Raw genomic sequence first — 14,965 nt, 5'->3', positions numbered from 1 at the left:
ATAATCACTAATAGTTAAGATACATTTTTTGAAAAAATATTCTTGCTTGTAGAGTTTGACCACTTGCCACATTTATCACCCCAACGGGATATTACTTCATCATCTTTTATAAACTCCACAACCTCACATCCGTTTGAGCAGCCGGTACATTCAAAACCTTGTGCTTTATAATCAAAATCAGCAATTTCAAAACCTTTAAACTCGCTAAAGCCTTTTTTCTTTACAGCCTCTTTGGCAAGGATAGCTGCACCTATCGCTCCCATTACACCATAATATTTAGGAACATATACTTTCATGCCTAAAGCTTTTTCAAATGCCGCTTTTATGCCTTTATTTGCAGCTACACCTCCTTGAAACACAATCGGTTCCCTTATATCCTTCCCTTTTCCTACATTGTTTAAATAGTTTCTAACCAACGCTTCACACAAGCCACTTATTATGTCTGGCAACGTGTATCCCATCTGCTGCTTATGTATCATATCAGACTCAGCAAATACACCACATCTGCCTGCAATTCTAACAGGACTTACTGATTTTAGAGCAAGGTCGCCAAATTCCTCTATAGGTATGTTGAGCCTGTAAGCCTGCTGATCGAGAAATGATCCCGTACCTGCCGCACAAACCGTATTCATTGCAAAATCTACTACAATTCCATCCCTCAATATTATTATTTTTGAATCTTGACCACCTATTTCAAAAACAGTGTGTACATCTTTAATTAAATTTGATGATGCAATGGCATGTGCAGTTATTTCATTTTTTACAATGTCGGCGCCAACCATGAGCCCTGTTAACTGCCTCGCACTTCCTGTTGTACCGACTCCTTTTACAGATATATCTGTGTGAATCCTGTCTCTCAACATAACCATGGCTTTCTGTACTGCCTTTATAGGCTGTCCTTGAGTTCTTATATAAACAAAATCTATTACCTCGTTTTTTGAATCAATCAAAGCCACATCTGTACTCACAGATCCAACATCAATGCCCATGTACACATCCATGTAAATAACCTCCTTTGAAATTTTTTACTTGTTTTCCATATAAACCTTAATTCATCATCGTTCCTTTTTGCGTATAATTTGTGATTGTACGTAAAAACTATTTTTAGTAAATCACTGGGGGCGATGGCAATGAAAAAAAACTTATATATAATATTATTAACTTTATCACTGGTAATAAACATTATTTTGGGAATATCCTATACTTCAAAGACAAATCCGGTGCTTATCATAATTTCAATGCTATCTCTTTTTCTGATAGGGTATATACTGTATAAAAATAACGTATCCGAGATGCTACCTGTAAACTTAAAAAACGAACTTCCACCTAAAGAAAAAGAGTCCAACAAGAAAGTCAGCATCACTTTTAGAGATGTAGCAGGACTTGACGAGGTTATAGACGAGCTTAAAATTATCATCGATTTTATAAACAACACTGAAAAATACGATAGAATGGGTGCTAAAATACCAAAGGGGATACTTTTCTATGGTCCTCCAGGTACCGGCAAGACGTTGCTTGCTACAGCTCTGGCTGGAGAAACAAATTCTACATTTATATCGGCATCAGGTTCAGAATTTGTTGAAAAATATGTAGGAGTTGGAGCGAGCCGCATAAGAGCATTATTCGCAAGGGCTAAAAAGTCTACTCCCAGCATCATCTTCATAGATGAAATAGATGCAGTTGGAAGCAAGCGAAACAACGACAATAATTCCGAAAAAGATCAGACATTAAATCAGCTATTAGTTGAAATGGATGGCTTTAACAGCAACGACGGCATTATCGTAATAGGTGCGACAAATAGGCTGGATATGCTGGATGAAGCGCTTCTACGCCCTGGAAGATTTGACAGAACGATTCACATAGGAAATCCAAACGTAAAAGCACGACTGGAAATTTTGAAAGTACATACGAGAAACAAGCCTTTAGATAACGACATATCACTGGAGGAATTGGCTAAAAAGACCCATGGCATGACAGGTGCACATTTATCATCGATTTGCAATGAAGCAGCGATTTTAGCAGTAATAAGGCATAAGCAAAGAATAGGAAGAGAAGAATTTGATGAAGCTATAGAAAGAGTAGTTGCAGGATTGCAAAAGAAAAATCCAGAAGTCTTAGAAAAAGAACGCAAAATTGCAGCACACCATGAAGCCGGTCATGCTATAATCGGCAAGATATTAAACGCCAGTACAGTTGAAAAGATATCAATAGTACCTCGTGGAGAAGCATTAGGATATGTCCTCAATTTTCCAAAAGATGACGCCTTTTTAATGACAAAAACAGACTTAAAAAACAAGATAACAATGCTTCTGGGCGGTCGTGCTGCAGAGGAGATAATGTTTAATGAAGTATCTACAGGTGCAGAAAATGATTTAAAGGAAGCCACAAATATCTCATATCAGATGGTATGCAATTACGGCATGAGTGAATTGGGAAATAGGATATACGACATTAGAATGGTAAAATCAACTGACAAAATAGATGCAGAAGTCAATAAAATCATCAACCATTGCTATACAAATGCAAAAAAGATCCTTATAGAGAAAAAGGATAAAATAATCCTTATTGCAGAAAGACTTTTGTCAAATGAAACTATAACAAAAGAAGAAATTGATGAATTAATGAATGACGAAAAACAAATGTGCATATAAAAATAGGCCTTTAGTTTAGGCCTATTTTATCATGATCTTTTCCTTTTATTAAGTACGACACAAACCCTATGATTATATATACGATAACTGAATTTCGCATTGTAAGGTATGAAATGTCGCTAAAAAAGCCTTCCGGTAGCATCTGAATAAGTCTGTCGCGAGTTACATCCAACTCCCATAAATTGTTGTTAAAAAAAAGAAGATGAAAATATACAAACCATCTATTAAAATCCAGTGAAACAACAGCCACTGCTACAATTAAAAATAAAACTACAAATAACATACCACGGTATGTATAGTTAAATATGTCTTCTTTTTTAATATACAAAAACAAAGCGGTTAAGATGTACAAAAATATCATTATATTTCTTATTAAAAAACCATTCTTAAAAAGTTCCCTGACATCTTTCATATGCTCCAATTCTCTTTCGTTAAATACCTTTTGATTCTGACCATCTATTACAGCGTTTAATTGAAGACTATCTACTTTTCCAAAAAGATAATCTTGAATTCTTGCCACTACTTTGTTTAACTGTGAACTATGCATTCCTGTTACATCTTCTATGCCGTATTTATTAAATTCGTGAATATAAAAATTTTTATCAAACGCCAAGTATTGTAAATTCGATAGTAAAACAATCAAAAATAAAAATATAATCATCATAATAGATATAATTTTATTTATAATCTTCATTTATTACAATCCTTCCTTGACGTTTTTTAAGAGTGCTTCATAAAGATGTTTGCTGTTTTTCATATCCTTGTATAATTTAATTCTTTTGTCAACACTCTCTATTATAGCAGCTTTAACATTTGATGTTGTATCAAACTCCAAAGAGCTCTTTAAATAGTTAAAAAACTCATTTTCAAAATTGCCCGGAACCGGAATGATTCCCAAAAGTCTCCTCATGCGAACCTTCCGATAATCTGGATTCATATTTCTGCTAATATCATCTATCATAGAAATAAGATTATTAATTTCTTCTTCAACAATGCTGCCTTCTATTGCATCCCCTTGCATGTCATCGAAATCATCACCATCGTCATTCATTAAGTTTTCGTACTCAGCTAGAATCTCTATATCATTTAAAATATCTTCATCTATTAAGTTTTCTATATCATTTTCAAGATAATTCATGTCATTCAACAATCTATTGTAATTGTACAATTCAAAATACCAATTAGAAATATACTCATTTAATGTTCTTAAAAAATCTTTTACCTTTTTCTTTGTATATTTTTCTGAGTATATACTACCATATACATCTAAAAAAATTTTTATTTTAGGCTCTTCCTGCAGGGTATCTTCTATTTTTCTATCTGATTTATAAAATATCAATAGCCTATTTACGATTCTTATTAGAGAATAAACTATTTCCCTTATATCCTGTATCTTGCCTAAAAGCACAATTGTTTCCTTTAAATACAGCTCTAAATCGTCTTTTGTAGTATTTTTCAAGTCTATTGTTTGAAGCTCTTCTATTTTATTGGCAATTTCAGCAAATTTTTCACCATAACCTTCTACCAATTTCCCGTAAAAATTTTCCTCAATCTCAAAAATATTTTGTATAAGCTTGTCATAACCATTGTATTCATGAATCAAACCACTTTTCATGTAATCAAAAAATCTTTTTCTAGACAGTGCAAAAGGAATTGAAGATATTACTTCCTGAATCCTTTCAAATTTTTCTTCTTCATTTTCAAATACAAACTCTTTGATATTATTGTAGAATTCCTCAATGCTAACATCAAAATTGTCCTGGTTAAAAGTCTTAAGCTTATCATTAAATACATCACTGCAATATCTAGCTTCCACAAAATACCCATACAAAACTTCTAAATCTGATTCTAAATTTTCCTTTTTATCTTCAAGCATTTTTATAATATTTTCTCTTATTTTTAAATCAATTTGCTTATAATATCTAATCCTACCAACTACATCTCTGAAACTTTCAATAGTATCATATAAGTCATCATTTAAAGACTTCATAAACTTTAAAACACCATTTCGTTTTAAAATAATATCATAAAGATAAACTGATTCGTAAATAAGTTCTAAGACGCAAATAGTCATAATAATGTTCTTTTGTTTTCTAAATATTTCTTTAAGAGCATTAGAAATATTTGCATCATCATTGCTATCTTCAGCTAAAATTTTTTTAATTTTTTGAATTTCGTCATGATGCATTTTTACACCTCGCAATTATGAATTTTTTAACATCTTAGATAAATCATCCAACAGTGAATAGTCATCATTTTCCAAGCTTACTGCTGATTGTTCATCAAGAACGCCCACATCAACAATCGCAATTTTCTTTTCTAACTGGCTTAAGATTTCCTTTACTTCTAAAAAATACTTCTTAATCTCCTGGTTATCTTGATGCAAATCCATTAATGTCTTATTCAAAGATAACTTTAAATTTTCATTTTTCTTGTCTTTTGACACATTTTCGTTAATAAGCTTTATAATATGCTTATCAAATTCCAAGCCAATGTGCTCTAAAAGCATCTCCAAGCGCTTTTTTTCCTGCTTTAAATCTTCTAATTTTTTGTTTAAAGAGACTATTTCCTTTTCCTTATTTTCCAATGCTTTTTTTAAATTGTCCACCTCAATTATATTCTTTTTTTCCTCTTTTATCAATTTATCATGCAATTTTTCTACTTCTTTTTCAAGCTTTTTAAGCTTTTTATAAATATCATCATCTTCTTTTTGAGGACTTCTTTTGCCACTATCTTGCTTTTGTACATCTTCTGGCTTTATGGCTTTATTTATTATATCACCTAGATCCTCCCTGTTGTCAATAAGAAGAGCAGAAACAACATTATCATTTCCATACTCATCACAAAGTTCATCAATTCGTTTGTCTATTTCTTTGGATTCCATGCTGCATATCTTTTCATACAGGTCCCCATGTAACACCTTCCATTCTTTTACAAAGTCCTCATAGTTAAAATTTCCTTTTAATATCTCCTGCCTCAATATAGGCACAATTTTCGTAGGTGGACTTGATTTTTCATTCAATCTAAAACCAGCAAGTTTTTTCTGAAGGTTTTTATCTGTCTTAAAAGGTTTAATTAATACGCTATACGGTAATGTGTGTAAAAATATATCTAAGCATTTTGTAATATCTATACCTTTTTTGTTCAACAAAATACCTCTTCCCTTCATGCCTTTATAAGTTTATCTCTGCCCTTATAATTTTTCTCAATAATCTTCTGCGCCAAATATCTAATTCTTGTGCTATCATTTAAAGATGCATCAATAAAAATCCTTTCATTTATGATATTACTCAGTATACCTGTATTTTTACCCAATATCTTATAAATAGTGTATTGTATTTCTTCTTTCTTGGTCGTCTTTAGTTTCAGAATCAACTCTTCAGCCATGCCATCATCAATATTTGTATCTAAAATCCTTAATGCGTTTAAGCATGCATAACCATCATTATTTCTAATTAAGTATTTTATACCATTTGTTATCTCTCTGCTTATCCTGCTGTCTTTAAACCCTTTAAGCCTTTTTAGCTCCTTTATAGCACATGATGTTTCACTGTAAGATTTATTAGAGGATATCAAGTATTCAAATAACCCTCCTAAGTACTTCATTTCACCAAGTTGCACCAAAGCGGACATAGTATTTATTCTTAATTCCTTATCATCTATATACTTTTTTACTATATCCTTTGCCTCAAAAGCTTCTAAATTCGCAAGAGAAGTAATTATGCATGCTTTAATTTCATTGCTCAAATTTCCATTCTCTAGCATATTTACTAAGTATTTTATTGCCTTTTGGTCTTTTGTATATCCTAATCCTATTATGATATTCATCTTATTTTCTATTAATGGGGAATTTAACGCCTCAATAAGACGGTCGGTAGCACTACCAATTCTCATTTTCCCCAATGTTATAGCTGCTTTTTGATTGTAGTCTTCATTGTATAGCATCTTTGATAAACTTTCAATTGCCATATCCTTTGAACGAGATATGACATTTGAATACACTGTATTAAGGCTTTTATTCTCATTGTTCATATAGCATTTTATTATTTCTGACAGAGCTTCCTCACCAAAGCGAGAAAGTTTATCTATCAGTCTAAATGCTACATTTCTTTCATTTATGCTGAACCCATTAAATGTATTGACCATGTTCAAAACAGGTCTTATACATCTTTCATCTCCAATATCTATTAAGCAATCTGCTGCTAAAACTTTAAGGCTTTCATTGTTGAGAAGCATTAAAAGTACATCAAAAGCAGATTTCTCTTTGATTGTCCTTATTGCTTCTATCGCAATCTTCATCTGTAAATCCCATGTCCAATTTTTCAGCACACTTACAAGCGCATCTCTCCCGGCTTTGCTTAGATTACATACAGAAACTAAAATCCTTAAAATCGATTGATACACATTTTTATCACTTAAATTCAGTGCTTTTGTGCAGTACAAAAACATCTCGATGGGATTTTGTCCTTCCTCTAGTATGCTTTTTAATAGGTCTATTATTTCTACTTCCATCAGATTAAGATCTTCTTCATTTACTATCTTCAATTTAAGAGTTTTTTCATAAACTAGTTGCGCATTTATATCAGATATATAATATTCAAAAACGTGCTCTTTAACCATTTCCGTTTTGTCTGTATTAGCGGCAGCACCCAAAAAACCTTTTCCTTCTTTAATATCGTCATTGTGTATATTAAAAAACAAATCTCTGTTTTCCTGAAGTAAACTTCTCCAATTAACAGCCATCATATAACACCTCTTTATCGAATGTGACATCTATTCTTTGTTTGTCATTGCCAGTTACCCATGCTTCTAAATGCAAAATCCTATTCTTATCAAAAGTCACTTTTATAGATATAGGTGTACCAGGCTTTATAATGTCAGTAAACGTCAATTGCATAGATTTAAGCCTTTTCATCTTCGGATCATAAATACTCTTCCCAGATAAAATATCGAGTTTTATTCCCGTTGCATTATCTACTTTAACAATATTATCATAGACTCTTTCGTAAGGCGCTTTTGTGCCCTGACTTACCAGTAAAACAGGCAAATCATTTTTTACATCCAAGTAAATATTCTCAGCCACTACTGGATATATTATGATTTTACCTTTTTCGTTTCTCTTTCTATTTGCACTATAATAATTGTATAAAGCCGCACCTTTTGCCACTGAATACATAGGGTCAAGGTAATTAATGGACTTCTTTTCAAAAAAACTTTCGACTGCTCTTCTTACAGTACTGTATGCAGTCATTCCTCCAACTAAAAATACCTCATCAATGTCTTCCTTGTTTAAATTCGCTTTATTAAGAGTATCAATTATCGGATCTATAATATTAAAGCCTAAATTTCCACCTTTTGTTAACAATGGCTTTATGCATTCATCATATTCCTTTTTGCTGATTTCAAAATCAAATGTTTTGCCATTATAAAAATTTTCAATGGAATTTTTATACACTATATCCTCATTATCTTTGTCAATTAAACTACTTGTTTCAGATGAAAACATCATCTTTGCTTTTTCAATTTCCAGTGATAATATACTAAATATATATCTTTTGGCATCTACATCTGATGAAATCAAATTATAATCAATATTATTTAAAATCGAATATTTGTGCAATAAATATAAAACACCACATATATCGAAATCGACACCGCCAAGCTGTATATGAGGCGAAATAGCCAGCTCTTCTACTTTATAATCATCATCTAAAATTTCTACATTCATGATTGAAACATCACATGTCCCACCACCAAGATCAAACACAAGTACTTTTTTTGGCGTTGAAAAATCGTATTTTTTTTGACTTTGCTCAATTAATTTTTCTTCGTATATAAGCTCCAACAAAGCCGCTGTCGGCTCTGATATAAAGATAAGCTTATCTTCTATAAATCCAGCTAATTTAGCAGCATTTTTCGTTGATTCAATTTGATCATGGTTAAAAGAAGCAGGAACAGTTATGACTGCTCCATCTACCGCCGTATTATAAATCCTTTCAACGTTCTTTTTTACAACCGTTAAAATCTTTCCGGCAACATCTTCCGGAGTATATTTCTTACCACCTATCTGCCATACATGATTTCGATTACCAATATAATTTTTGCTATTGTATATTACGCGATCATATCTCAAAGTTTTCATTTTTTTAGCTAATTCGCCCAAATACTCTTTTCCAAAGTCATCAACATATAGGCAGGATGGCAACGTTTTTTTTGATGTTAAGCGTCCTGCATTATCACTGATTTGTTCCATGTCTAAAATATCTATTTCAAATTTGCCATTCTCTGTTAAATTTGCACCTGCCACTACCGTGTTAGTAGTTCCAAGATCAATGCCAATGTATGGTTTCATTTTTCCTCCCTAACTCCCTGACAGAATAAAATCAAATTTCTAAGCTATAAACAGACAAAAAACAATAATTAGCATGAAAAATAATACCTACGGCGCCGCCACATCTACACCTTCAAACCAACTCAATACCTCTTCTATGTTAAATGATTTATTTGATTTAGCACCTCTGTGAACGATGTAAACTTTTTTTGGTGCAAGTTTCAAAAATACTTCAATAATGTCTTGTATTATCCCATGATTAATAATTGGGATATTCTCCTGTATCATGGATATCGGTTTTTTTATATTGTTGCTTATATTTAATAAAATCGCATTGTCTAAAGACATCAATTCTCTGCCGTAGATAAAGGAAGTACTGCCTTCTGTAAGATTATCCGAACTAGTCATTACCAAACAATTTCCCAGCGCTATCTCTTTTTTTATAAATTCCCTTTTGCTGTCATACAATTTTATGTCATTTGCATTTAAGATGCCATTGCCGTAAATAGCTCCTTTCACTTTTTCATACAGCATCGTTATATATGACAATGCTCCATCAACATAGACATTATATGGCGTATAATTAAAAGTCCTTCTTAAAAGCAACAATAAATCTTGAGCTTTTCCTACAGCAAACGCAGGTACAAATGCCACGCCATGATCAGTCAAATCCGACAACATTTCTAAAATCAATTGATCTTGAATTTTTTTATCGTATACACTGAAACTAGATGTATATCCAAAAGTGGCTTCTGTTATTAATACATCTGCATTCATGCCATCAGGAATACAAAGCCCAACATTTGTTTCCACATCTTTTACTGTAAAATCGCCTGTATAGAATACAGAAAATCCATCTATGTCGATATACACTCCACAAGCTCCCAAAATATGACCAGATGGAATAAGGTTCAAAGAAACTTTTTTATCTTTTATTACAGCATCGTAGCAATAATCAGTTAAAGTCTTATCATTGATTATATTTAATAACTTATAATCCTCTACATTTATATTTAAGTCCTGCATATTGCTGTTCTTTGAAAAAAAGCCATTTAATATATACTTCGTCTCATACGACATGATTATAGGGCAATTTAATCCATTTTTTATAAGGTTTACAATGCCTCCACAGTGATCTAAATGGCAATGAGTAACAACCAGCAAGTCAATATCTTTGATGTCCAAACCGAGTTTTTTAAAGTCATTGTAATACAATCTACCATCTTTAAGATTAATACCACAATCTAATAATATGTTAACGTCATCGTACGTTATTAAGTAACTGCTACCACCTGTACTTCCTCCTTCCAATAAATTAAATTTAAACAACTTAAAATCATTATTTTGCTGGATTTCATTTTTATATATTTCATAGTACTTCTTTAAAATATCTTTATTGTCTGGATAGAATCTGTAGTACTTACCTTTCTTTAAATCATCATCATTTTTAATACCCCACTGTATCTCCAGTCTAGTCATTCTTAAATTGTGATGATTCAACTCTTTTGCTTTCTTCAATTCACTTTTCCATCTTTCGTCTCCTTCATCTTTGTATATCTCTGCCAATATGGTATGTAGCAATGACAGAAAGTATCTATCAGTATTTTTTTCTATCATATATAGTAGTTCGTCCTTAATTGAATAATTCCTTCTTTTATTTTTCAAACTTAACATAAAAATATATAAATTTATCCAGATGTTTTCTCCATCATAATTCATCAATTGGTTGTAAATTCCTTCTTTTTTTAACGACATTTCAAACTCATCTAGTAAAATCACACATTCAATAAATAAAATTATATTATTGTAAGATAAAGTTATATTATCAAATATATTTAAAAAATGCTCTTTCGCATCATCAATAATATCCAAATATATTTCAACTTTTATCTGCCACAATATAAGATATGAATAAATATCTCTATCAAGGTCACTTACAAGATTTTTCTGTTTAAAAATATATTTATACGCATCCATGTACCTCCCTTCTTCAAAATACTTTTTAAATTTGTTATCATATTCAAAAATTATATCATCATAAATTGGTCTCACCCCCTCTATATATATTATATTTTAATATTTTTTTATAAAAATTTCTACACAAAAAATAAGCCTGGTTTTTGTCCAGGCCATTAAATCTTTAAAAGGTTTTTAGCAGCTTCTGCCACCGCCTTAACTTTTAATATATCGCTACCTATTGAAGCTTCAACACTGGCAGCAATAGCTCCTTCAACAAGTGGCGCATCTGCAATTTTTACTTTATTCTCATAATCTTCTCCAAGAAATTCTAAAGCCATTTGAGCACTCATAACAGAACTTCCTAAATCAACTAAAACTAAAACGCCATCTCCGCTTTCGCATCTTTTTATTTCTTCGATTATCTCATCTATATTAGTACCTAACCGTCCATCTTTAGTACCACCCGATTTTCCTATATTAATTTTTCCTCCAGTCATCTGGTCAATTAATTCGTATAACCCGTCTGCTACCTTTTTTGAATGCGAGACAATAACTATGCCTACCAAAGCCATCCAATCCTTTCTTCATTGTTGCAACTTATCTACATAATTAGCAACAGTTTTTATCATCAAATACGCTGATGTGGCACCTGGATCCTGATGTCCTATGCTTCTATCGCCAAGGTAGCTGGCTCTTCCTCTACGGGCTGCAATCTTTTTAGTCATCTCAACACCACTGTATGACGCATTTACCGCTATACTTAAAGCTTCATTAAATTTAAGTCCATCTTCCAGAGACTTTTTTAATTCATTTAATGCAGGCTCAATTGCATCAATCATAGTTTTGTCCCCAGCTTGCGCTTTTCCTCTTTCTTTTATTCCTGAAAGACCAGCTTCAAACATTGCAACTATGTCATTATCACCTATCGCCTTTTTCCCTAATGCAATGCTACCCATTCTCATAAAAAATGTGCCATAGAGTGGACCAGAAGCTCCACCTACAGTAGAAACCAGCACCATTCCAACGTTTTTAAGTATAGCACCTATATCCTTATCTAAAAATTGAGGTATCTTCTCTTTAACAGCTTTAAACCCTCTGTCAAGGTTGATTCCATGGTCAGCATCGCCAATTGCAGCATCGAGATCTGTAAGATACTGCTTATTCTCTTCGATGACTTCTGCTATATTGCTTATTATCTTTGCTACGTCGTTTATTGTAAGTATCAACTTTATCATCCTTTCCCACCAATAAAATCTATTTGAATTGTCTAAATGCTGGTGTATCTGCTGAAGCATCCAGCAATGATTTAAGCTCATCATCAAGTTTTAAAAGCGATATCGAGAATCCACTCATTTCCAAAGATGTCATGTATTCTCCAACATAAGTTTTATAGACATTGATATTTTTTCCCATAAGGTATTCATTTGCTTCTTTATTGGCTATAAACAGCTCAGAAAGCGGTGTTGAACCCAGTCCATTAATCATCAATGCAACTTCATCGTCTTTTTCATACGGCAAATCGCTTACAATCCTATCCATCAACTCCGCAACAATTTCCTTAGCACCTTTTATTTTCTCTCTATGTGTTCCGGGCTCGCCATGTATTCCAATTCCTATTTCGATTTCATTTTCTTCAAGTGTAAAGCTCGGCTTCCCGGCTGCAGGCACTGTACATGGTGTAAAAGCCATACCCATCGATCGAAGGTTGTTTATCACCCTTTCTGCAACTTCTTTTACTTCTTCAAGCTCTGCTCCTTCCTCAGCTTTTGCACCAGCTATCTTATGAACAAAAATCGTACCGGCAATCCCTCTTCTTCCTTGCGTATAAGTGCTGTTTTCAACTGCAACATCATCATTTACAATTACTTCTGAAACCTTAATGCCATCCATTTCGGCCATTTCTTTAGCCATCTCAAAATTCATGACATCTCCTGTATAATTCTTAATGATCAATAAAACGCCTTTACCACCATCTACGGCCTTTATAGCTTCATAAACTTGATCTGGAGTAGGAGACGTAAATATCGCACCACAGCATGCAGCATCAAGCATACCTGTCCCTACATATCCTGCATGTGCAGGCTCATGACCGCTACCTCCTCCACTTACAAGTCCAACTTTCCCCTCGATAGGAGATGCTTTTCTTACCACAACGTCCACATTATCAAGCTTTCTCAAGTAAGATGGATATGCGTAAAGAAGACCAGATATCATTTCCTTTACGACTTCGTCAGGATTATTGATAAGCTTTTTCATAATATTAACCCCCATATTTTAAATTTCTATAATATTTAATGCAAATTTTGTGCCAACGCAAAAAATAGGGTATGCAGAAGTAAATATTCGCATACCGTCACTTTATTGTATCTCAGATGAGAAATAATATATTTCAAGCTTGGTAATAATTATCAAGCTTGAATATAATTTGTGGTACTAATTTTCAACAAGGTGAAATTTCCTTGCTTTTGCTGCAACGGTTTTATGCGTCAACCCCAGAGCTTTTCCAGCTTTATTAAAGCTTTTGTATCTGGACAATGCCGCTTTAATTATCTTATACTCATAATTTTCCATCTTTTCAATGTCATAATTATCTCCCAAATATATAACTTCATCATCTTTGCTGTCTTTAACATTCTTAATATATGACGGCAAATCGTCAAAATCAATATACTCTTTATCGCTTAATGTGATGCATCTCTCAATCAAATTTTCAAGTTCCCTTATATTTCCCGGCCAATCATATTTTATCAAGGCTTTTATCGCTTTATTAGTAACAAACTGGACATTTTTCCCAAGTTTCTTGTTCAACTTCTTAATAAAATGCTCCACCAAAACTGGAATATCCTCTTTTCTATCCCTTAGTGATGGCAAAAATATAGGAATCACATTTAACCTGTAATAAAGATCTTCTCTAAAAGTTCCATTTTTCATGGCCTCTTCCAAATTCTTATTAGTTGCCGCTATTATTCTGACATCTACTTTTATAGTCCTAATTCCTCCAACTCTTTCAAACTCCTTATCCTGCAAAACCCTTAAAAGCTTAACCTGAATTTCGATTGGAATATCTCCTATTTCATCTAAAAAGATACTTCCTCCATCAGCCAACTCAAACTTGCCTATTTTTTGCGTTATGGCACCTGTAAATGCTCCTTTTTCATGTCCAAACAATTCACTTTCCAGCAATGCGCTTGGAATAGCGGCACAATTTACTCTTATGAAAGGTTTGTCACGCCTTTTGCTTGAATAATGTATCGCATTTGCAACTAATTCCTTACCTGTACCGCTTTCCCCTCTTATTATGACAGTTGAATCTGTCTCAGCAGCTTTTGATGCAACCGTCAAGGCATCCTTCAATTTACCACTGTTGCCAACGATGATGTCAAAAGCTTTATCAAGCTTTCTGCTTCTTTTAAGTTCACCTTCTAGGTACTCAATCTGTGGAAAGTCCTGAAAGACCACCAAAGATCCCGTTATCCTGCCACCAGCATAGATTGGAGTAATATTAATAAACAGAGTTTTTTCACCTATAACATATTTCTTGTTTAAAAATTCGCTGCCAAATCTTAAGACTTGACTTACATCTATATCTGTCATAACTTCATTTATATTTTTCCCGATTGCCTTATCAAGACTAAAACCTGTAATTCTCTCTGAAGCTTTATTAAATATAGTGATAATTCCGTTTTCATCTGTTGCAATAATCCCAACCGCAATGGAATTAAATATCTCTTCGTATGCAATAGATGTATTTTTTAAAAGCTCATACGTGCCGCTTTCATCATTTATCTGCTTTAAATCCTCTAAAAATATTTTTTTAATCTCTTCCATCGAAGAAATGCAGCTATCTCCTTCAACAATTATCTCAATTTCATCGCCTTCCGATGCAAAAAATGTTATCATGGAAAGCATGCTGTTTGCAGGTACAAGCCTTACGCTTCCTGACTTCCTAAGCATCACCTTTACATTGTCTTTCCTGCAAACATCATTTACTTTTCTGACTATCATTGCTGATATTTGCGAATGT

Annotated in this window: 12 protein-coding genes; 1 reads left to right on the top strand and 11 read right to left on the bottom strand. The window is 32.8% G+C overall.

Annotation, left to right across the window (positions count from 1 at the left end; genetic code table 11):
• Positions 1 to 14: 14 nt before the first annotated feature.
• A complete protein-coding gene (locus TTHE_RS03045) occupies positions 15 to 1,001 on the bottom strand; it encodes an acyl-CoA dehydratase activase (RefSeq protein WP_013297137.1) in 987 nt (328 codons plus the stop codon).
• Positions 1,002 to 1,130: 129 nt separating this feature from the next.
• On the opposite strand from TTHE_RS03045, the gene TTHE_RS03040 reads away from it, so the two are divergent.
• Positions 1,131 to 2,651: an ATP-dependent metallopeptidase FtsH/Yme1/Tma family protein gene (locus tag TTHE_RS03040; RefSeq protein WP_013297136.1), complete on the top strand. Its 1,521-nt coding sequence runs from the start codon at positions 1,131 to 1,133 to the stop codon at positions 2,649 to 2,651.
• A gap of 10 nt (positions 2,652 to 2,661) precedes the next feature.
• Here TTHE_RS03040 and TTHE_RS03035 read toward each other — a convergent pair whose 3' ends face one another.
• From TTHE_RS03035 to TTHE_RS02990, 10 genes are all read right to left on the bottom strand, one after another.
• The gene (locus TTHE_RS03035) at positions 2,662 to 3,345 is read right to left on the bottom strand and encodes a TIGR01906 family membrane protein (protein ID WP_013297135.1); all 684 of its coding nucleotides are present in this window, start codon (positions 3,343 to 3,345) and stop codon (positions 2,662 to 2,664) included.
• Positions 3,346 to 3,348: 3 nt separating this feature from the next.
• Positions 3,349 to 4,839 (bottom strand): hypothetical protein, encoded by a 1,491-nt coding sequence (locus TTHE_RS03030; RefSeq protein WP_013297134.1) that lies wholly within the window; start codon positions 4,837 to 4,839, stop codon positions 3,349 to 3,351.
• A gap of 15 nt (positions 4,840 to 4,854) precedes the next feature.
• Complete coding sequence (locus TTHE_RS03025; protein ID WP_231292712.1) at positions 4,855 to 5,799, bottom strand: hypothetical protein; 945 nt, start codon at positions 5,797 to 5,799, stop codon at positions 4,855 to 4,857.
• 17 nt (positions 5,800 to 5,816) lie between these two features.
• Positions 5,817 to 7,397 (bottom strand): HEAT repeat domain-containing protein, encoded by a 1,581-nt coding sequence (locus TTHE_RS03020; RefSeq protein WP_013297132.1) that lies wholly within the window; start codon positions 7,395 to 7,397, stop codon positions 5,817 to 5,819.
• Positions 7,384 to 9,003 carry an Hsp70 family protein gene (locus TTHE_RS03015; RefSeq protein WP_013297131.1) on the bottom strand — a complete coding sequence of 540 codons (1,620 nt, stop codon included), beginning with the start codon at positions 9,001 to 9,003 and terminating at the stop codon, positions 7,384 to 7,386. The genes TTHE_RS03020 and TTHE_RS03015 overlap by 14 nt, the downstream gene beginning before the upstream one ends.
• An 87-nt stretch (positions 9,004 to 9,090) precedes the next feature.
• Positions 9,091 to 10,959 (bottom strand): MBL fold metallo-hydrolase, encoded by a 1,869-nt coding sequence (locus TTHE_RS03010; RefSeq protein WP_013297130.1) that lies wholly within the window; start codon positions 10,957 to 10,959, stop codon positions 9,091 to 9,093.
• Positions 10,960 to 11,114: 155 nt separating this feature from the next.
• Positions 11,115 to 11,507: a dihydroxyacetone kinase phosphoryl donor subunit DhaM gene (dhaM, locus tag TTHE_RS03005; RefSeq protein WP_015311026.1), complete on the bottom strand. Its 393-nt coding sequence runs from the start codon at positions 11,505 to 11,507 to the stop codon at positions 11,115 to 11,117.
• A gap of 18 nt (positions 11,508 to 11,525) precedes the next feature.
• The gene (dhaL, locus tag TTHE_RS03000; RefSeq protein WP_041587524.1) at positions 11,526 to 12,167 is read right to left on the bottom strand and encodes a dihydroxyacetone kinase subunit DhaL; all 642 of its coding nucleotides are present in this window, start codon (positions 12,165 to 12,167) and stop codon (positions 11,526 to 11,528) included.
• Positions 12,168 to 12,195: 28 nt separating this feature from the next.
• The gene (dhaK, locus tag TTHE_RS02995) at positions 12,196 to 13,197 is read right to left on the bottom strand and encodes a dihydroxyacetone kinase subunit DhaK (RefSeq protein ID WP_013297127.1); all 1,002 of its coding nucleotides are present in this window, start codon (positions 13,195 to 13,197) and stop codon (positions 12,196 to 12,198) included.
• Between the two features lie 177 nt (positions 13,198 to 13,374).
• Positions 13,375 to 14,946 carry a sigma 54-interacting transcriptional regulator gene (locus tag TTHE_RS02990; RefSeq protein WP_013297126.1) on the bottom strand — a complete coding sequence of 524 codons (1,572 nt, stop codon included), beginning with the start codon at positions 14,944 to 14,946 and terminating at the stop codon, positions 13,375 to 13,377.
• Between the last annotated feature and the right edge of the window lie 19 nt (positions 14,947 to 14,965).

Source organism: Thermoanaerobacterium thermosaccharolyticum DSM 571 (genome assembly GCF_000145615.1).
Taxonomy (GTDB): domain Bacteria; phylum Bacillota; class Thermoanaerobacteria; order Thermoanaerobacterales; family Thermoanaerobacteraceae; genus Thermoanaerobacterium; species Thermoanaerobacterium thermosaccharolyticum.
Note: the sequence above shows the minus strand (reverse complement) of the source record. Positions and strands in the feature narration are given on the sequence as shown.

Bases quoted from the DNA above. Each gene is read 5' to 3' on its own strand.
- TTHE_RS03045 (WP_013297137.1), bottom strand. From the start codon at position 1,001: ATGGATGTGTACATGGGCATTGATGTTGGATCTGTGAGTACAGATGTG.
- TTHE_RS03040 (WP_013297136.1), top strand. From the start codon at position 1,131: ATGAAAAAAAACTTATATATAATATTATTAACTTTATCACTGGTAATA.
- TTHE_RS03035 (WP_013297135.1), bottom strand. From the start codon at position 3,345: ATGAAGATTATAAATAAAATTATATCTATTATGATGATTATATTTTTA.
- TTHE_RS03030 (WP_013297134.1), bottom strand. From the start codon at position 4,839: ATGCATCATGACGAAATTCAAAAAATTAAAAAAATTTTAGCTGAAGAT.
- TTHE_RS03020 (WP_013297132.1), bottom strand. From the start codon at position 7,397: ATGATGGCTGTTAATTGGAGAAGTTTACTTCAGGAAAACAGAGATTTG.
- TTHE_RS03015 (WP_013297131.1), bottom strand. From the start codon at position 9,003: ATGAAACCATACATTGGCATTGATCTTGGAACTACTAACACGGTAGTG.
- TTHE_RS03010 (WP_013297130.1), bottom strand. From the start codon at position 10,959: ATGGATGCGTATAAATATATTTTTAAACAGAAAAATCTTGTAAGTGAC.
- dhaK (WP_013297127.1), bottom strand. From the start codon at position 13,197: ATGAAAAAGCTTATCAATAATCCTGACGAAGTCGTAAAGGAAATGATA.
- TTHE_RS02990 (WP_013297126.1), bottom strand. From the start codon at position 14,946: ATGATAGTCAGAAAAGTAAATGATGTTTGCAGGAAAGACAATGTAAAG.